General features: G+C 47.2%; 19 protein-coding genes. 11 read left to right on the top strand and 8 right to left on the bottom strand.

Going from position 1 to position 18,383, the window contains the following annotated elements; genetic code table 11:
• Both BMX05_RS10160 and mtnC read right to left on the bottom strand, forming a co-directional pair.
• The coding region (locus BMX05_RS10160; protein WP_143051962.1) for an RNA-guided endonuclease InsQ/TnpB family protein at window positions 1-467 on the bottom strand (467 nt) is incomplete at its 3' end.
• Window positions 468-606: 139 nt separating this feature from the next.
• Window positions 607-1,290, bottom strand: coding sequence for an acireductone synthase (mtnC, locus tag BMX05_RS10165; protein ID WP_093311304.1), 684 nt, complete (start codon window positions 1,288-1,290; stop codon window positions 607-609).
• Window positions 1,291-1,376: 86 nt separating this feature from the next.
• Between mtnC and BMX05_RS10170 the strand changes: the two genes are divergently transcribed.
• Window positions 1,377-1,556, top strand: a complete 180-nt coding sequence (locus BMX05_RS10170; protein WP_093311307.1) for a hypothetical protein — start codon at window positions 1,377-1,379, stop codon at window positions 1,554-1,556.
• 216 nt (window positions 1,557-1,772) lie between these two features.
• On the top strand, window positions 1,773-2,540 hold the full coding sequence (locus tag BMX05_RS10175; protein ID WP_093311309.1) for a response regulator: 768 nt from the start codon (window positions 1,773-1,775) through the stop codon (window positions 2,538-2,540).
• 3 nt (window positions 2,541-2,543) lie between these two features.
• Here BMX05_RS10175 and BMX05_RS10180 read toward each other — a convergent pair whose 3' ends face one another.
• Window positions 2,544-3,365, bottom strand: coding sequence for an alpha/beta hydrolase (locus BMX05_RS10180; RefSeq protein WP_093311311.1), 822 nt, complete (start codon window positions 3,363-3,365; stop codon window positions 2,544-2,546).
• A gap of 122 nt (window positions 3,366-3,487) precedes the next feature.
• Here BMX05_RS10180 and tsaA point away from each other — a divergent pair, with 122 nt between their 5' ends.
• Entirely contained in the window at window positions 3,488-4,237 is a 750-nt protein-coding gene (gene tsaA, locus BMX05_RS10185) for a tRNA (N6-threonylcarbamoyladenosine(37)-N6)-methyltransferase TrmO (RefSeq protein WP_093311314.1), read from the top strand.
• 35 nt (window positions 4,238-4,272) lie between these two features.
• A complete protein-coding gene (locus BMX05_RS10190; protein ID WP_177166878.1) occupies window positions 4,273-5,073 on the top strand; it encodes an ATP-binding cassette domain-containing protein in 801 nt (266 codons plus the stop codon).
• 37 nt (window positions 5,074-5,110) lie between these two features.
• On the opposite strand, the gene lon is transcribed toward BMX05_RS10190, so the two are convergent.
• The gene (gene lon, locus BMX05_RS10195; protein WP_245710698.1) at window positions 5,111-7,594 is read right to left on the bottom strand and encodes an endopeptidase La; all 2,484 of its coding nucleotides are present in this window, start codon (window positions 7,592-7,594) and stop codon (window positions 5,111-5,113) included.
• A gap of 204 nt (window positions 7,595-7,798) precedes the next feature.
• Between lon and BMX05_RS10200 the strand changes: the two genes are divergently transcribed.
• Entirely contained in the window at window positions 7,799-8,533 is a 735-nt protein-coding gene (locus tag BMX05_RS10200; protein WP_218139037.1) for an SIMPL domain-containing protein, read from the top strand.
• Window positions 8,534-8,565: 32 nt separating this feature from the next.
• Here BMX05_RS10200 and erpA read toward each other — a convergent pair whose 3' ends face one another.
• The 4 genes from erpA to argC all read right to left on the bottom strand — a co-directional run bounded on the left by erpA (window position 8,566) and on the right by argC (window position 11,540).
• Window positions 8,566-8,919 (bottom strand): iron-sulfur cluster insertion protein ErpA, encoded by a 354-nt coding sequence (gene erpA / locus BMX05_RS10205; RefSeq protein WP_093311317.1) that lies wholly within the window; start codon window positions 8,917-8,919, stop codon window positions 8,566-8,568.
• 209 nt (window positions 8,920-9,128) lie between these two features.
• Window positions 9,129-9,698: a bactofilin family protein gene (locus tag BMX05_RS10210; protein WP_093311320.1), complete on the bottom strand. Its 570-nt coding sequence runs from the start codon at window positions 9,696-9,698 to the stop codon at window positions 9,129-9,131.
• Between the two features lies 1 nt (window position 9,699).
• On the bottom strand, window positions 9,700-10,458 hold the full coding sequence (locus tag BMX05_RS10215) for a DUF6776 family protein (protein ID WP_093311322.1): 759 nt from the start codon (window positions 10,456-10,458) through the stop codon (window positions 9,700-9,702).
• A 35-nt stretch (window positions 10,459-10,493) separates the two neighbouring features.
• The gene (argC, locus tag BMX05_RS10220; protein WP_093311324.1) at window positions 10,494-11,540 is read right to left on the bottom strand and encodes an N-acetyl-gamma-glutamyl-phosphate reductase; all 1,047 of its coding nucleotides are present in this window, start codon (window positions 11,538-11,540) and stop codon (window positions 10,494-10,496) included.
• Window positions 11,541-11,610: 70 nt separating this feature from the next.
• On the opposite strand from argC, the gene BMX05_RS10225 reads away from it, so the two are divergent.
• The 6 genes from BMX05_RS10225 (at window position 11,611) to BMX05_RS10250 (ending at window position 18,306) form a co-directional block, all read left to right on the top strand.
• Window positions 11,611-13,416 carry a chloride channel protein gene (locus BMX05_RS10225; RefSeq protein ID WP_093311327.1) on the top strand — a complete coding sequence of 602 codons (1,806 nt, stop codon included), beginning with the start codon at window positions 11,611-11,613 and terminating at the stop codon, window positions 13,414-13,416.
• A gap of 29 nt (window positions 13,417-13,445) precedes the next feature.
• On the top strand, window positions 13,446-13,883 hold the full coding sequence (gene hemJ, locus BMX05_RS10230; protein WP_093311329.1) for a protoporphyrinogen oxidase HemJ: 438 nt from the start codon (window positions 13,446-13,448) through the stop codon (window positions 13,881-13,883).
• An 11-nt stretch (window positions 13,884-13,894) separates the two neighbouring features.
• Window positions 13,895-14,767 carry a bifunctional hydroxymethylpyrimidine kinase/phosphomethylpyrimidine kinase gene (gene thiD, locus BMX05_RS10235; RefSeq protein ID WP_093311331.1) on the top strand — a complete coding sequence of 291 codons (873 nt, stop codon included), beginning with the start codon at window positions 13,895-13,897 and terminating at the stop codon, window positions 14,765-14,767.
• Window positions 14,768-14,793: 26 nt separating this feature from the next.
• Window positions 14,794-15,474: a thiamine phosphate synthase gene (gene thiE, locus BMX05_RS10240; RefSeq protein ID WP_093311333.1), complete on the top strand. Its 681-nt coding sequence runs from the start codon at window positions 14,794-14,796 to the stop codon at window positions 15,472-15,474.
• Window positions 15,475-15,490: 16 nt separating this feature from the next.
• Complete coding sequence (gene hemL / locus BMX05_RS10245) at window positions 15,491-16,771, top strand: glutamate-1-semialdehyde 2,1-aminomutase (protein WP_093311336.1); 1,281 nt, start codon at window positions 15,491-15,493, stop codon at window positions 16,769-16,771.
• Window positions 16,772-16,974: 203 nt separating this feature from the next.
• The gene (locus tag BMX05_RS10250) at window positions 16,975-18,306 is read left to right on the top strand and encodes a KamA family radical SAM protein (protein ID WP_093311338.1); all 1,332 of its coding nucleotides are present in this window, start codon (window positions 16,975-16,977) and stop codon (window positions 18,304-18,306) included.
• Window positions 18,307-18,383 lie beyond the last annotated feature (77 nt).

The following is an 18,383-nucleotide window of genomic DNA, read 5'->3' on the forward strand; positions in this document are numbered from 1 at the left end:
GCCGAGTCTTTGGAAACGGTCACTGTGCTGGGTGCGCTGGGCAGTTCACGACTCCAGCGAATATCCAATGGGGTTTTGCTTTTGGCCAGATACAGTTTGCCGTCCCGGTATTTAAAGGCCGAGCGGGTGAACTCCGCCGACTGGCGGTGCCGCTTACTCTTGAAGGTTGGGTACTTGGCACGGCCCTCAAAGAAGTTTTTGAAGGCGGCTTGCTGGTGGCGAAGGCATTGCTGCAAGGGGACACACGACACCTCAGACAGAAACGCCAACTTGGGATCTTTTTTGATTTCGGTCAGTCGGGCGTTGGCAGCGACATAGCCGATCTTTTCCTGGCGCTGATAAAAGGCATCCGTACGCCAGCGCAGTATCGCATTATAGACAAAACGCACACAGCCGAAGGTCTGGGCCAGCAGCTCAGTTTGTTCGGGCGTCGGGTAAAACCGATATTTATAGGCGCGTTTCATCATGCGTCACATTTTAGTATGATTTTTGTGAAGATAGCAACCCACTTAAAACGGAGGAGCGGGAGCAGGGGCGGCTGACGCCGCCGCTATCCCTCCCCGCCCTAACAGGACGGGGTTTCCCGCGCAAAATTGATGAAAAATATCAAAAATCCTGAAGCTGGATATGTGCAAAGCTTGCAACCTGAGGATGCGTACCTGTGCGCATCTCAGGCTCGCGTACCAATTGACAAGTTTTCCAGCCAGCCGCTTGGGCTGCATCTAATTCTTCCACGACATCAGATAAAAATAACAAGTCTTGTGCAGGCAAGCCGATACTTTGCGCAATCTTTTGATAGCTTTGCACTTCCCTTTTATTGCCTGAGGTGGTGTCAAAATAACCACGAAATAATGGCGTTAAATCCCCTGCTTCACTATATGCAAATAAGAGTTTTTGTGCATGAATAGAGCCTGAAGAATACACATATAAAGCTAAACCTTGTTGCTGCCAAGCTTCTAATTGGGTGACCACATCCGCATACACATGGCCTTTAAAATCACCGTTTTGATAACCCTGCTCCCACAAAATCCCTTGTAAGGCTTTTAAAGGGGTTGCTTTGCGATCTTCTGCAATCCAAGTCAGCAAAATCTCAATGACTTGCGCTAGATCAGCTTGAGGGCAATCAGCCAGCATACGCACTGTATCTAACTGTTCACTGACTTGCTTTTGATGCGCGTTTTGGCGTACAAAATCCGCCATATGTTGGCTGGCATAAGGAAATAAGACTTGGTGGACAAAATGGATAGAACCTGTTGTCCCTTCGATATCTGTCACTATGGCTTGAATCATTATCTGTTCTCTCAAATGTCTAGGACTGACCAGTATACGCAACTTCAATAGATCACTGCATCTCTATGCGACTAGGAGCCTTTTATATGTCCTCTACTGCGCAAGAAATCTCCCCCCACCCTTCCCAAGAGATAAGCCCAGAATTACGTGAACGCTTGACTCGCTTAGAGATTAAGCTGGATCTGTACAATGAGCGCTTGCACGAGCTGATGCGCCGTATTGAGCAACTCGAAAATGCAAGCTCACGTCGCTTCTTGCGCCGCTAGCGGCAAATTGATATACGGATATAATTATTTTTATTAAAAATCAAGATATTAAAAATTTCATGTAAAATGTACATTTAGTTACCTTTCTGAATGTCATTAGGCTACCCAAGTACTAGCAAAATCTTTTATAGTGATACTCAAAAGTCACCTTTGGTCGTGTATGTAACTTTAGGCAAATTTTATGCGAGCAAATCGCAGGGTTAGGACGCAGGTATCATGGGAGCAGGATCCTTAGACGCATTGCTATCAAAAGACACGGCTTTAATTGTCGATAGCTCAGGCACAGCACGTAAAACGCTCGTGACTATTTTACGTGATTATCTTAATTGCCAAAATATTCTAGAGGCTTCTGATGGCCAAGCCGCTTTGGCCATGTTTAGTAAGCACTCACGTATTGACTGGGTATTTTCTGATTGGGAATTACCTGGCTTAAGCGGTGATCAATTATTGGCGGAAGTACGTAAAAATCCAGAAAGCGCCAATGTCCCTTTTATTATGGTCACCAGTCGTAGCGATAGGGACTCTTTGGCAACAGCGGTACAATTAGGCGTGACTTCCTATGTCATTAAACCTTTCACTGCCAATACCCTAGTTGAGAAAATACGCATGGCTATGCATCGCATGGAGCGTCGCAATGCCGAACGTATTAAAGTCACTCAAGGAACCCAAACCAAGCTGAAATTTAAAGATTTCGAAACAACCTCAAGCACACTTTTGGATATTTCTCTTTCTGGTGCTTTGGCGCTCGCTTCGCTTAAAGACTTGCAAGGTTTGAGTATTTTTACCTTGGGCGAGATTGAAATCCACTTACCAAAAGGGGTCTTGTCTTTACCTGTCCAAGTGATTCGTATGGAAGCAGATCCTTTGCATCCAGGACGGACTGATCAAATTCGCGTTGCGGTACGCTTCCAGCCGATGGAGCGTGAAACTCGCAGCGGCTTGGTCAAAATGATTGAAGGCTTGCGACGCTCACAGCCTAGTTAACGCTTAAGCACAAGCGGTTTGCTGCTGAAATTGCGTCATGGTATCAAGTTGCGCTTTAATCAAATGTGCCGCTTGCTGCCAGTTTGGTTCCAGCATGACCCCGTGTCCCATTTCTTCCAACCACAAAGGCGCCAAGGCATAACTCCAGCCGGTCATAGACACCATCGTCGTGGGGACCAAACGATCATGGCGCGCACCTATTACGGCAAGGGGTGTACGCTGTACTTGATAGATATTAGGCAAAGCTCCCCAGCTTAAATCCCACAAAAGTTGACGTGATTCCGCCCCCATCTGTGCTAGCCAACGATCTAAATCTTCCTCTGGCATAGGATGGTGAAAGAGAATTTCTTGCAACTGACGCCGACTGGCCAGGTTAGGATTTAAGTAAGTTTGGCCCATTTCTAAAGTCAGCCGTGGATGCTGCAATAAAGATTGCCAAGACAAGGGGACCAAGCCTTGCGGCGGCATACTGCATAAAAGCACCGCCCCTGCGCCCTGATTTTTAGAAAGATAGCGTTGCACCACCATCCCTCCCATAGAATGGCCAACAATCAGGGGTTTACGTCGATAGGCAAGCTCCATTTTAGCGGCTACCTGGGTCAAATCTGCAACATAGTCATCCAACCCCCAATGGTGCAAATCTTGATGGCCTTCACTGCCACCATGACCGCGCAAACTCAATGCCCAAGCATGGTAACCTTGTTCGGCAAACCAAGGAAGAAAGTGCTCTTGCCAGATCCAAGCGCCGGTAAAGATGCCATGTACAAAAAGCACGGGCTGTGCCTGCGCTTGTTCAGAGGGGGATTTAATCACTTCAATCTGCATACTTATTGGCTCCTGTTTGCCAGCTTAGGCTTTGGCAATATTCGATCTTCTGCGGTTGATACTTGAGTTTAGTGCCTTTTTTTGACATTTTGATGCCAGTTCCCCCGTATAAGAGTTCGCTTATGTCTTCTAGCACACTGCCCAACAGCTACACCTTTCAACCCATAGGGATCATAGAATCCCCTTACCAAGAAAAATTTGGCGTTCCCCGACAAGCCAATCTCGTCGCTGCTAAAAGCCGCATCCGTTTATTAGCGCCTTATAATACCCCTGATGCACTGCAAGGCTTAACCGAGTTCTCACATCTTTGGTTACACTTTGTATTTCACTTATGTCTACGTCAGACATGGAAACCCAAGGTGCGCCCACCACGTTTAGGTGGCAATCAAAGCTTAGGCGTCTTTGCAACACGCTCAAGTTTTCGCCCCAATCCGATTGGTTTATCTCTGGTACGCTTAGAAAGTATCCATACTGATCAACAAGATATTTATATTGAGATTCGTGGTGCAGATTTAGTTGCAGGCACGCCGATTTTAGATATCAAACCTTATTTGCCTTATGCCGACATCCAACCCCAAGCCCATGCGGCAACTTGGGCACAAGAGGCACCCGATCCTTTAAACGTTCACTGGACACCCGAAGCCTTAGCAAATCTCCAAGTGGTTGAGGAGATGCAAAATCTTTATGAATTGATCACCCAAGTATTAGCACAGGATCCACGCCCCGCCTATCACCATAAGACTGATCCACACCGAGTATATGGGGTGAAACTTTCAGGGTATAATGTGAATTTCTGTTATCGCAACTCTGAACAAGCGCCCTTTGGCGCACCTAGGCCTTGTATTTGGGTACTGGCCATTAAGCCGCTTTAGTTTTGCATGCTCGCCGCAAAAGGATGGACCAACGTATGCTCGATGCCCACCAGTTGACCCTATATCAAGGGCCAAGCCGTGCCTTACATTTACCAGCATTTCATTTAGCACGTGGCGAGCTAGTTGCCGTTTTAGGAAGTAGTGCCAGCGGCAAAACCTGTCTGTTACGCACACTGGCCGGTGAGCCAACAGGGTATCAGGGACGGTTGCAACTACATGACAAAGCCTTGCATACCTGGTCTTACCGTGAGCTCAGCAAGTATCGAGCTTATTTGGCGCATAGCTCACCTATGGTCTTTGATGATAAAGTCCATGAGGTAATCCAAATTGGTTTAGATGCTTTGCAAGATGTTTATCCCCATGCAGAACAAGAGGAAGTCAAACATCAGGTGGTAAAAGCTTTAGATTTAGGGGCTTATTTGTATCGAGAATATGCCAACCTCGCCGCAAGCGAGCGCCGTCGGGTGCAAATTGCCCGTGTTTTCGCGCAAGTTTGGCCCAGATCCTGTGGAGACAACACTTATGACAAGCTGCCAAGCCGTCTGCTGATTTTAGATCAAGCATTTTTACCTTTAGACCCACCACAAAGAGCGCATTTATGGCCTGTACTGACTTGGTTAGCCAGTACAGGGGTGGCTATCGTGCTCACCAGTTATGATTTAAACGCCATCAGCCAGTATTGCTCTCGGGTGATTTTAATCTCACACCATAAAGTCTTTGCCGATGGCACACCGCAAGACGTCTTGACCTCTACCAATTTACAGCACGCCTTAGGCTGGTCAGTGCAAAAGGTACAAGTGCAAGAACGTAGCCTATTTATTCCGCATCACTTTTAAGTCTTGCAACAGTGGGTAGCAAGACCCACCAAGCGTGTTAATTTTCTGGTAGGGTTTGTGGCTCTTTGGCTGTCTCCGTAAATAGCACCTTGGCTACATCACGGAAATGCTGCGCAAAATGTACTTGCATACCTAAGCGTAAATAATCTGGTAATTCTTCATAATCACCACGATTCGCTTCAGGTAAAATCAACTCAGTAATCTTGGCACGTCGTGCGGCAATGATCTTTTCACGAATCCCACCAACAGGTAAGACTTGTCCGCTTAAACTTAACTCACCTGTCATTGCTAAAGGGCGTAATTTCTGGCGACGTGCTAAAGATAAAAGTGCGCTAGCCATAGTAATACCAGCAGAAGGCCCATCTTTTGGCGTCGCCCCTTCCGGCACGTGTAAGTGAATAAATGCCTTGTCATAAAATTTAGGCGGTGCGCCATAAGTCCCTAGGTGACTACGGATATAACTGTAAGCGATTTCCGCAGATTCGCGCATCACCTCGCCTAATTTACCTGTGAGTTTTAACCCACTTTGTTGTTGATGAATCCGGCTTGCTTCGATCGCTAAAGTGGCACCACCGAGAGACGTCCAAGCCAAACCTGTTACAACCCCAATCCCCTGCATTTTTTGTTCTTTACGGAATACGGGTGTGCCTAAGTAGGCTTTTAAATGTCTTTGGGTAATTTTGATTTTTTCGCAATCTTCATCCTGCAAGAGCTTAACCGCAGCTTTACGCATAATACGATGCAACAACTTTTCTAATTGACGCACCCCAGCTTCACGTGCATAGCCTTCAATCATGGCTTTTAAAGCCACGTCACTAATATCAATTTGTTTCTTTTTCAAACCGGCACGCTTGAGTAGACGCGGCCATAAATGATGTTTTGCAATGGCAAATTTTTCTTCCGCAATATAACCAGATAAACGGATATTTTCCATACGATCTAGCAAAGGGCTAGGAATCGTATCCAGCTGATTTGCTGTACAAACAAACAAAACTTTCGATAAATCTAAACGTACATCTAAATAATGATCAAGAAAATCGATATTTTGTTCTGGATCTAACACCTCTAATAATGCGGAGGCTGGATCCCCTTGATAGCTAGCGCCCAGTTTGTCAATTTCATCTAGCATAATGACAGGGTTTTCTACCTCAACTTCTTTTAACGCTTGTGCTAACTTTCCTGGCATAGCCCCAATATAGGTACGCCTATGACCTTTAATTTCTGCTTCATCACGCATCCCACCGACAGAAAAACGGTAAAATTTGCGTCCCAAGGCTTGTGCAATCGAGCGCCCTATTGAAGTTTTACCTACACCTGGTGGCCCCACTAATAGCAAAATAGAACCGCCAACATCACCTTTAAAATTCCCTTCGGCTAGAAACTCAATAATTCTTTCTTTGACATCCTTTAAACCATCATGGTCTTGATCTAATACAGTGCGTGCGTGACTTAAGGATAAATTATCTTGCGATCTTACTCCCCAAGGTATGGAGGTCATCCAATCCAGATAATTACGTGTAACCCCATATTCTGGTGAGCCTGTTTCTAACAAAGACAGCTTATGTAGCTCTTCTTCAATTCGTTTTTGTGCATGTTTTGGGACTTGCTTTCCTTGTAAACGCTCCCGAAATTCATCAACATCTGCACTTTTATCATCTTTAGAAATACCGAGTTCACGCTGTAAAACTTTGAGTTGCTCTTTCAGAAAAAAGGAGCGTTGGCGCTCTTGGATTTTCTGATTAACTTCCTCACTAATTTCACTTTGTAATTTGGCAACTTCCAGTTCTGTACGCAATAAAGGTAGAACCACTTGCATCCGTTCCAGTACAGGTAGCGTTTCTAATACTTGCTGTAATTCATGGCCTTTTGCAGAGGTAATTGCGGCAGCAAAGTCACTTAAAGGACCAGGTTCATTGGGACTAAAACGATGCAAATAATGCTTGAGTTCTTCGCCATAGAGAGGATTGATAGGCAGTAATTCTTTAATCCCATTAATAATAGATAAGGCCCATGCACGACTTTCTTCATTGTCTTCTAAAGGCTCACGCGGATAAGTGACTTCAACCAAATAGGGCGGGGTTTTTGATAACCAGCGCTCAATGCGAAAACGCCGCAACCCTTGAGCAACAAATTGAATCCGTGAACCCTCACTCTGTGCGCGATGAATTTTCACTGCACACCCTACACACGGCATGTGTTCCTGTGTCGCCTCTTCTTCGGTTTCTTGTTCCACAAAGACCACACCGAGGGCATGGTGTGCGGTTTCTGCCACCTTTTCCAACGTCTGTTCCCAGCGCTTGCGACTTACTAATAACGGCTGCACTTGTGCAGGGAAAAAAGGGCGATTATGCACAGGTAATAAATACAGGCGTTCAGGCAGAGAGTCTCGCGACAAAACCAGCGCACCACTAGATTGTTCATCAGATGACGCTTGGCTAGCCTCCTCTGTGGTTTCTGAAGTGTCTGCATTGAGCTGCGCTTGGATCATAGCTTCTATTGGGTCTTGAGCATCGTCACTCATACAATCCTTCCTTAAGTATTCTAGGTGACGACTTACAAACGAGCGTCACGCCGTCAATGAGAAAAAGTACAGAAAAAGCTTGTGCAAGTTATGGAGGTGATCCCAGGGCTTTTCAAGCAACACCCAGATAAAGAGCACATGCGTCTTGCATAACCTCGGTGTATCCTGTGTCTTGGTTTCACCTACTTCAAGGATGTTTTGATTATGGCAACGACAACAGAGACACCTTCTAAAGCCAGCGCCTTCAGTATGATTGTTGCAGCAGCGTTATTAAGCGCTGCCTTAGTGTTTATTGGCGTCACACTGAAAGAGACCTTGCTAGGCTGGAAAGCGACAGAACGTTATGTCACCGTGAAAGGTTTAGCAGAACGCGAGGTGAAAGCGGACCTCGCCTTGTGGCCACTGCATTTTAGTGTGAGTGCCAATAGCCTAGAAATCTTGCAACAAAAAGTTGAATACACGCATCAAGTGATTCGCCAGTTTTTGCTCGCTAAAGGGTTTCAGGCACCTATGATTAGCCTGTCATCACCGCAAATTACCGACCAACATCTCAATAATTATGGTAATCGCTTACCAGAAGATAGATACCGCGCAGAAGCCACTGTACTCGTGCGCACCCCAGATGTACCCAAAGTGAAACAAGTGATCTCGCAAACAGGGGAGTTGGTGAGCCAAGGGGTATTACTTGCACAAACCTACGAACATAGAACTGAGTTTTTGTTTACAGGCTTAAACGAGATCAAGCCAGAGATGATTGCCGCAGCCACAGCAGATGCGCGTGCAGCAGCGGATCAGTTTGCGCATGATGCCCAAGCAGAGGTTGGTTCCATCCGTAATGCGCAACAAGGCTATTTTTCTATTGAGGATTTAGACGCTTATACCCCTGATGTGAAAAAAGTTCGTGTCGTCACCACCATTCAGTTCTACTTACAGGAATAAGTGCCTGCTTTGAGGAGGCAAACGAGAGATCACTAGACAGAAAAAGACGCACCACAACCACAAGTGGTGCTTGCGTTCGGGTTTTGTAGCTTGAAACGCGCACCACTTAAACCTTCTTCATAGTCTAAAGTAGAACCGACCAGATAGGGGTAACTTAGGGGGTCTAACACCAAGTACACACCTTGATATTCAATCAGGGTGTCATCTTCATTAAGTTCCTCAACAAATTCAAAGCCATACTGAAACCCTGAACAGCCCCCCCCAGTGACAAAAACTCTTAACTTGAGTTCTGGATTGGCTTCTTCTGCAACCAGCGCTTGCAGTTTTGCCACCGCCTCTGGCGTGCAATGAAGGAGGCTAGGGATATATTCACTCACCGCACTCATGAAAAACCTACCTATATCAATAAAACTTGGGAAGATGCGTCCAAGTGTATCAAGATGCTTTAACCAAGTAAAAGACTCAAGTACCTAGAAAGCAAAAAGTGTTGCCGAACATGTGACAAGGCCAACTAACAGCTAAAAAAAGAAAAACCGAAAAAAAGGAGCAACCTAGGTTACTCCTTGCGCAAGCTGTAAGCATTCAAGAGCAAAGCTTATTTAGTTTCTGCAGCTTTTTTATTTGTGGCTGGGCTAGCTGATGCGTTTTTGGCATCCTGCGTTAGCTTGGGGAAGGTTTCACCACTGAGCGCCTTCGGTGCTTCTTGCACTTCTGGCTGTTTAGGACGTGCTTTCGTGGTCTTTTTAGGCATCTGTGGGCGCTCACCTGTCGCAGCCGCACGATATTCCTGACGCAAAGCACCATTGACTTGCGAGCCCATAATCATTTCTATGGTGTTATAGTATACATCACCATTCACAATGGCTTTAGAAGCTAGCTCTAAATGCTCACAGGCATGAATATCCCCAGTGACAGCACCATTCACTACTACATGGGGTGCAGAGATTTCTCCTTCAACTGCGCCTTTCTCACTGATACGCAAAATGCTTTTAGAGTCGTCCTCAGCAACAATATTCCCGTAAACCTTGCCATCAATATGCAAGCCACCACTAAAGTGCAAATCCCCAATAATTTCCGACTTACTTGATATCAAAGTATCAAAATGCGTCGTTGCTACTGGTTTTTCTTTACTCGCATTATTATTACCACCACCCAAAAATGCCATCTTATTCAGCCTCCTGAGTGGTCCAGTCGAAATACTTTTCTACACGCATTGCTTTACTCCCCGTGGATTGCAGAATGACCTGCACGCGTTCTGCAACAAAATCATCCGGTAAGCGGATTTGACCTGTGACATTCTGGAAAAAGCGGAAACGGAATTTAATCCCCAGCTCTTGCACTTCTTCCGAAACATCTTTTAAAGGTATCACCACATTCGGGGTTGTACCTTGACGACCAACAAGGTTTACCAAAGCCAAGCCCTCGATATAGTTATTATTATCAGCAACTTGGCTAATCACCAACTTATAATCGAATACTTTAGCATCTGTTGTCGCCGCCAGCTCCCAACGTGCAACCCTTAATCCCTTATCTACATTATCAGGATCCATCACACGTTTGTAGAAGGCAACTTCATTTTCAAGCTGAGCAATACGTGCATTCAGCTCTGCACTGGCTTGTTGCAGTTCCTGATAAGCTTTGCGGTCGATATCATTTCCACTTTCTACAATCGCAAGTTTACGGCGCAAATCTTGCAGCTGTTTTTCTTTCACCTGCACTTCAACACGTAACTGATCGCGTTCTTCCACAGCACCATGTTGTTTACGCCAAACTTGCCAATGTCCCGCCCAATAACTAGCTCCAGCACTTAAAGCTAACAATATCAGCACCAGCAACACAGTTTTCCAAGGTGATCTTTGACGCTTAGGTACGATCACCAGAGTGTCATCTAGTTTTTTTTGTGATCTCGCTTTACCAAAACTCATTTCGAACGGTTCCGCTGTTTAAGCTGCCTTCGCAATTAAGGCAGTAAGGCGACCTGTTTTAGACCAGCATCTTCGGCAAACCCAAACATGATATTTAAGTTTTGCACCGCTTGGCCACTTGCTCCTTTTACCAAGTTATCTATCACCGAGAGCACACACACATGCGCGCCTTCTTGCGGTCTATGCACCGCGATACGGCACATATTCGAACCCCGGACACTACGCGTTTCTGGCGCGGAACCTAAAGGCATCACATCCACAAAGGTTTCTTGTGCATAGGTTTGTTCAAATACAGCTTGAAGTTCTGCAAGCGTCATCCGCTGAGCTTCAGGCGTTAAGGTGGCGTATAAGCTGGCATGGATGCCGCGTATCATAGGAGTCAAGTGCGGCATAAACAAGAGATTTACCGAACTTTGTGCAGCTTCTTGCAAGCCTTGCGTAATTTCTGGCAGGTGCCTATGGCCATTCATGCTATACGCTTTCATGCTCTCACTGGCTTCACATAATAAGGAACCCACTTTAGCGCCCCGGCCTGCACCGCTGACACCAGATTTACAATCCGCAATCAAAGAATCTAGCGCAATTAGACCCGCACGTATTAAAGGCAAATACCCCAATTGCACCGCTGTCGGGTAACAGCCTGGTACGGCAATCAAACGGGCATCTTTAATCGCATTACGATTGACTTCCGGTAAACCATACACGGCTTCTGGTAATAATTCAGGAGCACCATGTGCTTGGTTGTACCAATGCGCCCAGATTTGTGGGTCTTTAATTCTAAAATCTGCGGATAAATCAATCACACGGGTGCCTTGTGCCAATAAAGGCGCTGCCAACGCGTGTGCTACCCCATGTGGTGTCGCAAAAAAAACGGCATCACAAGCACCCAAGACATCAACATCAGGTTCACTGAAAGCAAGATCTAAATGCCCACGTAAATTAGGGTACATATCCGCCACTGGGATACCGGCCTCGCTACGCGAGGTAATCACACTCACATCCACTTCAGGGTGCTGAGTTAACAACCTGAGTAGCTCAACGCCTGTATAACCTGTGCCACCTACGATACCTACCTTAATCACTGTGTCTGGCCCTCTTGTGAATTTATCCCGATAGAATAAGCGGTTATACTATATTCTCTGGAATCTTGCTATGGATAGAGGGATGCGCTTGCCGATCAACCACACCCGCTTAGGTCGCGCTTTAGGCCACTATTTGCAACTTAAGTTGCAAGATTTTCGTCATCAGGTGGCGCAAGTGGATGCCTTGCCACAATTGGCTATTTTGGGTTTAGTCGCTGGTTTTGCTGCTGCCAGTCTTACCCTAATTTTTCGCTGGACGTTAGAAAGTCTGTTATCCCTTTACCTGCATCCACATACGGAAGCCTTCGAACAGCTCAATGCTTGGGCACGCTTTTTTTTACCCTTGTTAGCTGCTTTAGCCATGGCCACTTTACTGACATGGGCCAAGCCGCATCAACGCAAGCTGGGCATTGGTGCTGTCATCGAGGGTTTTCACCTGCATCAGGGGCGTTTGCCCTTGGTCAATACGCTCTTACAATTTGTCTTAGGGCTAGTGTCGTTAGGGGGTGGGCTCTCTGCAGGACGCGAAGGGCCTTCTGTGCATTTGGGTGCAGGTATTGCCAGCACTTTAGGGCAAAGCCTCGCACTCCCTAATAACAGCCTACGGTTATTAATTGGTTGTGGTACCGCGGCCTCCATTGCTGCTGCCTTTAATACGCCCTTAGCAGGGGTGATTTTTGCGATGGAAGTTGTGATGGCTGAGTATAGCGTACTGGGTTTTGCCCCCATTATTATCGCGGCCATTACAGGTGCTGTATTAACCCAGATGACCTATGGTGCAGCACCGATTTTTAGTCTACCTGCCTTGCCCATGCTCGATCCTACTGAGCTAGGCTTTTGCTTATTGCTGGGGGTTTTTATCGGACTTGCCGGTGCGAGCTTCCAGGCAAGTTGTCGTTTTTGGCAACAAAATCAACGCCATTATAGCTTGATACAAAGGGGCTTATTAGTTGGTCTTTCAACAGGCACTTGCGCACTGATTGCCCCACAAGTGATGGGTATGGGCTATGATGCACTCAATCTTATGTTTGCTGGTGGTCTTCCTTGGCTGTACTTGTTGCTATTGGTATTAGGGAAAGGTTTTTTGACCAGCTTCACCCTAGGGATGGGGCTACCTATTGGGATGATTGCGCCTTTACTTGTCATAGGTGGCGGTCTCGGGGCTTTAGGGGCCGAGTTTGTGGCTCTGATCAGTCACGCAGATCAATACCCTAGCCTTTACGTTCTTATTGGCATGGGCGCTATGATGGGCAGTGTTTTACAAGCGCCACTGGCAGCTTTATTAGCCTTACTTGAACTGACCCATAATCCTCAAGTCTTAATGCCCAGCATGCTCACCTTAATGGTGGCTTTTTTAATTCAGCGTGTCTTATTTAAACAAAATGCTATTTTTATCAGTCTGCTCAATGGCCAAGGCATTTATCCGCATCAAGCCCCTTTAGCACAAGCCTTAGGGCGCACTGGCGTCATGGCGGTGATGGATCGGCGTTTTGTGCAGGTAGCACAAAGATTAACTTATGCGCAAGCCCGTCAAGCCTTGATACCTAAGCCCCATTGGTTAGTGATTCAAAGCGTGAAAGATGCCCACACCCTGACTTTAATGCCGGCGGCTGCCCTTGCACATTACTTACAAGAACTGGATTCACAGGTGCCAACGCATCAGCAAACGCCTGAGCTCACACTGGATTTAGCACGTTTTGCCGCGCCGCGCTTGAGTTTAACGCCCTTGTCCATGCAGGCGAGCTTGCAAGAAGCTGACCAGAGTTTGCAGGATTTTGCGGTAGATGCTTTAGTCATCTGTCCCTCATCCATACAAGGGGTCTCCCCTATCTTGGGGATTCTGACCCGTGATATGCTGGAACAATACTACCGCTAGCCTGGTTACCTCAAAAAAGGATGTAAACGATGACATTTTTATGGTTAAAAGCCTTTCATATTATGGCGATTGTCACTTGGTTTAGTGGCCTCTTTTATTTACCACGCTTATTTGTTTATCATGCTATGGCAGAACAAGACGAGGATTTAAACTCCTGCACCCGTTTTAAAGTCATGGAACGTAAACTCCTACGTGGTATTACCACGCCTTCGATGATCGTGGTGGTCGTGCTTGGCATAGGGTTATTAAGCACCAATTTTAGTGGTTATATGAGCCAAGGCTGGATGCATGCCAAGCTCTCTTTAGTGGCCTTGCTATTGATTTACCATGTTATGTGTCATCGTTACGTTGCCCGTTTTGCTGTTGACCAGAATAAACGCGGTCATGTGTATTACCGTATTTTCAATGAATTGCCAGTATTTGCCCTTATTGGCATCGTGATTTTAGCGGTACTCAAGCCCTTTTGATCTAAGCTATCATGCCCATACTTAATTACCGTAAAGCCCCTGTCGTTCTTGTACTGGCAGGGCACGATCCTAGTGGTGGTGCTGGACTCAGTGCCGACATTGAAGCCATTCGCGCCCAGCAAGTCTGGGCGGTGACAGTGGCAACTGCACTCACAGTGCAAGATACGCGCAAGGTGTACCAAGTCCAAGCAGTGGATGCCCACCTGATCGAAGCCCAAGCACAAAAACTGAGCGAAGATTTTAATATCGCTGCCATTAAAATAGGTTTGGTGCCCAATCTTGCTGTCTTGGAAGTGATTGTGCGTATTTTAGATGCCCACCCGAAAGTACCTGTCGTGCTCGATCCTGTCCTGCGTTCAGGTGCAGGACAGGCTATGAGTGATGCGCACCTCTTGCCTGCACTTGCACACCACCTCATTGCCTATGCGCATATTGCCACACCTAACACTTTGGAGCTTGCTGCCTTAGCACAGGCTAAAACTCCCAATTTGGTCGCTGAGGTAGGCACACCTTTGGCGACCCAAGCCACTGCAAGCGGTTTACAGTATCCAGACGAACACCAAGCCCAACAGGCCTATGCACTTTTACAAAGAGGTTGCCATGCCGTGTTAGTCACAGGCACTCATGCAGATAGCCCTGCTGTTAAAAACACCCTCTATCAAAGTGATGTGCCACCCATTACCCATCGTTGGTCACGTTTGGACAATGAATACCACGGCTCCGGTTGCACCCTAGCTTCCGCTTTGGCGGCACGCTTAGCCTTGGGTGAGCCTTTGGAAGTGGCCTGTCTTAGTGCACAAGATTACACTTGGCGCGCTTTACATGCCGCCTATCAAATTGGCCAAGGCCAACTCTTGCCGCAGCGTTTATTTAATAATCCGTAAGCTGCTTTTCTGGGATGGAGTACACCATGCTTAACCCAAACGTTGGGGGATCTGGCTTATATGCCATTACCGATCCTCAATGGTTGCCTGATGATAAAAGCTTGCTGCTTGGTGTTGAGGCGGCACTAGAGGCTGGGGTGGCCCTAGTACAATACCGAGATAAAACAGCCACAGAGGCTACAGCATACCGACGCGCACGCGCCTTACAAGCTTTGTGTACGGACTATCAAGTGCCCTTAATTATCAATGATCGTTTGCATTTAGCGGCTGATTTGGGGCTGGGCGTTCATCTTGGTGTCAGCGATGCCAGCATCGCACAAGCGCGCCGCCTGCTTGGTGCAAACGCCCTCCTTGGTGCCACGTGTCATGCCAGCTTGTCCCGTGCACAAGCTAGCTTACAAGCTGGGGCTTCTTATGTGGCTTTCGGGCGTTTTTTCCCCTCGCAAACTAAAGCAGAAGCCCCACCTGCAGAGTTAAGTTTGCTTACCCAAGCACGTCAAAAGCTGACGTGCCCCTTGGTTGCCATTGGTGGTTTAAACGTCAACAATTTGCCACAAGTCCAAGCTGCAGGTGCACATTTGCTTGCTTTGTCGGCTGGTATTTTTGCGCATACAGACTTCTCACCAACGCAAATCCGTATGCAAGTCACAGCGTTAAATGCGGCATTACGCCCTGCCATGCCCTCAAATGTTCCCCATCACTTATGATAAAAGGATTGATGCTATGTCTCGTTCTGCTGAACTCTTTTCTGCTGCACAAAAACATATTCCCGGTGGTGTCAACTCGCCCGTGCGTGCATTCCGCAGTGTAGGAGGAACACCGATTTTTATTGAGCGTGCCCAAGGCGCTTATTTATATGATGTGGATGGCAAAGCTTATATTGATTATGTTGGCTCTTGGGGCCCTATGATTACCGGCCATGCAGACCCAGAAATTTTGGCCGCTGTGCGTGAGCGTTTAGATTATGGCTTATCTTATGGGGCACCCACCGCTTTAGAAACGCACATGGCCGATTTGCTGTGTGAGCTAGTACCTTCTATGGAAATGGTACGCATGGTGAACTCAGGAACAGAAGCCACCATGAGTGCCCTGCGTTTAGCACGTGGTTATACCAAGCGCGATAAAATCGTGAAATTTGAGGGGTGCTACCACGGTCATAGTGATTCTTTACTCGTCAAAGCAGGCTCGGGGGCACTGACCTTTGGTGAGCCTAATTCCCCAGGTGTCCCTGCTGATTTAGCACAACATACCTTAACGCTCAGCTTTAATGATAGTCAGCAAGTCAAAGACTGTTTTGCACGCTTGGGCGATCAGATTGCGGCTGTCATTGTCGAGCCAGTTGCTGGCAATATGAATTGCATCCCACCTGAGGCAGAATTTTTACAAACCCTACGTGAAGTCTGTGATACGAGCGGCAGCTTGCTGATTTTTGACGAAGTGATGACAGGTTTTCGGGTCGCGTTAGGGGGGGCACAAGCACATTATGGGATCACCCCAGATTTAACCACCTTGGGTAAAATTGTCGGCGGCGGTTTGCCTGTTGGCGCTTTTGGCGGTAAGGCGGAAGTGATGCGTCATATTTCCCCGTTAGGGCCTGTTTATCAAGCAGGGACTTTGTCTGGCAACCCCTTGGCTATGGCCGCAGGTTTAGCATTATTGAATAAAATTCGTCAGCCCGGCTTCCATCAGCAACTGAGCAACAAAACCGAGCAATTGTGTCAAGGCTTACAAACCCGAGCACAAGCTGCGGGCGTGCCCTTTTTGACACAAAATGTCGGTGCCATGTTCGGTCTTTTCTTCACCGATGCCCCTCAAGTGACCTCCTTTGACGAAGCCACCCAATGCCATTTAGAAAGTTTTAACCGCTTTTTCCACTTGATGCTTGATGCTGGCGTCTATCTTGCCCCTTCTGCGTATGAGGCCGGTTTTATCTCCAGCGCCCATACAGAGACAGAAATTCAAGCGACGCTTCAAGCCGCTGAACAGGCATTTAAGCAGCTATAACCTAAACCCCCTTGCACTGAGTTCTTTGGTGCAGGGGGGCGTAGATTTCCTGCGTTAAAGCTAGTGCGCAGCAGAAGCAGGGATCCCCCTTCCTCCCCACAAATTAGGTTTACCTCTCGCTTTCGGGTACACTAGGCCGCCTTTAATGGTCTGACCTGTTCAATTTCGACACTAAAGCCATCCCAAGGAGGACTCAAAGACCTATGTCCATTCAAGTCCGTGTACCCGTACAAGAACTCAGCGAAACCTCACTAGCGCCTAGCTTTAAGGTTTACACTGCACGCCACCTAGAACAAATTCCGCAAGTGCAACGCCTTCCATCTCAGATACGCCAGGAGATGAAAGTCGTGGCTTCCGTCTTGCCTTTTCGTGTGAATCAATATGTGATTGATGATTTGATCGACTGGCGCGATCCCATTGCAGACCCGATATTTCAGCTGACTTTTCCACAAAAAGGCATGCTCAAACCAGCGCATTATCAAGCTGTCGAAGCAGCGCTAGCCACTGAAGACGCCGCCCATATCAAAGCCACCATTGCAGAGGTGCGCGCCCAACTCAACCCCCATCCCGCCGGTCAACTAGAACAAAACATCCCTAAAGTTAACGGAGAACCAGTTCTTGGGTTACAGCATAAATACCGCGAAACCGTGCTCTTTTTTCCCAGCTCAGGACAGGTTTGCCATTCTTACTGCACTTTTTGTTTCCGTTGGGCGCAATTTGTTGGCGATCCCTCGTTAAAAATCGCCGCCAAAGAATCAAGCCAACTGTGCGATTATTTACGTGAACATCCAGAAGTCACCGATGTTTTAATCACAGGGGGTGATCCTCTGGTGATGAAAACCAAGAACTTACGTGCTTATCTGGAACCCCTGTTAGCGCCTGAGTTTGATCATATTCGCAGCATTCGCCTCGGCTCTAAAGCCTTAACTTTCTGGCCTTATCGCTTTGTCACTGATGCAGATGCCCAAGATTTACTCGCTTTATTGCGTGAAATTGTGGCCGCAGGTAAACATCTAGCGTTTATGGCACATTACAATCACTGGCGCGAGCTAGAAACACCAATTGCACGTCAAGCCGTTGCTAATGTCCGCGCAACAGGGGCACAAATTCGTAGCCAAGGCCCGCTACTACGTCATATTAATGATCACCCTGCCGATTGGGCGCGTTTGTGGCAAACCCAAGTCGAGCTAGGCATTCAGCCCTATTATATGTTTGTGGAACGAGATACAGGGGCGCAGCATTATTTCGAAGTGCCTTTAGCACAAGCATGGCAAATTTACCGCCAAGCCATGCAGCAAGTCAGTGGCATTGCACGTACAGCGCGCGGTCCTTCCATGAGTGCCACACCGGGTAAAGTCGAAATTCAAGGTGTCACAGAAATTCATGGCGAGAAAGTCTTCGTATTGCGTTTTATTCAAGGACGCAACCCAGACTGGGTACAAAGGCCCTTTTTCGCACGTTACGACGAACAAGCCACTTGGTTGCATCACCTCAAGCCTGCTTTTGGCGAAAGTAAATTCTTTTTCGAAGATTAATCATTAATCAGCAGATGCTCACACCTTCCCCGCTTTGGGAGGGTGTTTGACTAGTATCCTTGGGTTATTTCGCGTAT

The organism is Allopseudospirillum japonicum, assembly GCF_900108915.1.
GTDB lineage: Bacteria > Pseudomonadota > Gammaproteobacteria > Pseudomonadales > Halomonadaceae > Pseudospirillum > Pseudospirillum japonicum.

Excerpts from the sequence above, each read along its gene's own strand:
- mtnC (WP_093311304.1), bottom strand. The coding sequence starts at position 1,290 with ATGATTCAAGCCATAGTGACAGATATCGAAGGGACAACAGGTTCTATC.
- BMX05_RS10170 (WP_093311307.1), top strand. The coding sequence starts at position 1,377 with ATGTCCTCTACTGCGCAAGAAATCTCCCCCCACCCTTCCCAAGAGATA.
- BMX05_RS10175 (WP_093311309.1), top strand. The coding sequence starts at position 1,773 with ATGGGAGCAGGATCCTTAGACGCATTGCTATCAAAAGACACGGCTTTA.
- BMX05_RS10180 (WP_093311311.1), bottom strand. The coding sequence starts at position 3,365 with ATGCAGATTGAAGTGATTAAATCCCCCTCTGAACAAGCGCAGGCACAG.
- tsaA (WP_093311314.1), top strand. The coding sequence starts at position 3,488 with ATGTCTTCTAGCACACTGCCCAACAGCTACACCTTTCAACCCATAGGG.
- BMX05_RS10190 (WP_177166878.1), top strand. The coding sequence starts at position 4,273 with ATGCTCGATGCCCACCAGTTGACCCTATATCAAGGGCCAAGCCGTGCC.
- lon (WP_245710698.1), bottom strand. The coding sequence starts at position 7,594 with ATGAGTGACGATGCTCAAGACCCAATAGAAGCTATGATCCAAGCGCAG.
- BMX05_RS10200 (WP_218139037.1), top strand. The coding sequence starts at position 7,799 with ATGGCAACGACAACAGAGACACCTTCTAAAGCCAGCGCCTTCAGTATG.
- erpA (WP_093311317.1), bottom strand. The coding sequence starts at position 8,919 with ATGAGTGCGGTGAGTGAATATATCCCTAGCCTCCTTCATTGCACGCCA.
- BMX05_RS10210 (WP_093311320.1), bottom strand. The coding sequence starts at position 9,698 with ATGGCATTTTTGGGTGGTGGTAATAATAATGCGAGTAAAGAAAAACCA.
- BMX05_RS10215 (WP_093311322.1), bottom strand. The coding sequence starts at position 10,458 with ATGAGTTTTGGTAAAGCGAGATCACAAAAAAAACTAGATGACACTCTG.
- BMX05_RS10225 (WP_093311327.1), top strand. The coding sequence starts at position 11,611 with ATGGATAGAGGGATGCGCTTGCCGATCAACCACACCCGCTTAGGTCGC.
- hemJ (WP_093311329.1), top strand. The coding sequence starts at position 13,446 with ATGACATTTTTATGGTTAAAAGCCTTTCATATTATGGCGATTGTCACT.
- thiD (WP_093311331.1), top strand. The coding sequence starts at position 13,895 with ATGCCCATACTTAATTACCGTAAAGCCCCTGTCGTTCTTGTACTGGCA.
- thiE (WP_093311333.1), top strand. The coding sequence starts at position 14,794 with ATGCTTAACCCAAACGTTGGGGGATCTGGCTTATATGCCATTACCGAT.
- hemL (WP_093311336.1), top strand. The coding sequence starts at position 15,491 with ATGTCTCGTTCTGCTGAACTCTTTTCTGCTGCACAAAAACATATTCCC.
- BMX05_RS10250 (WP_093311338.1), top strand. The coding sequence starts at position 16,975 with ATGTCCATTCAAGTCCGTGTACCCGTACAAGAACTCAGCGAAACCTCA.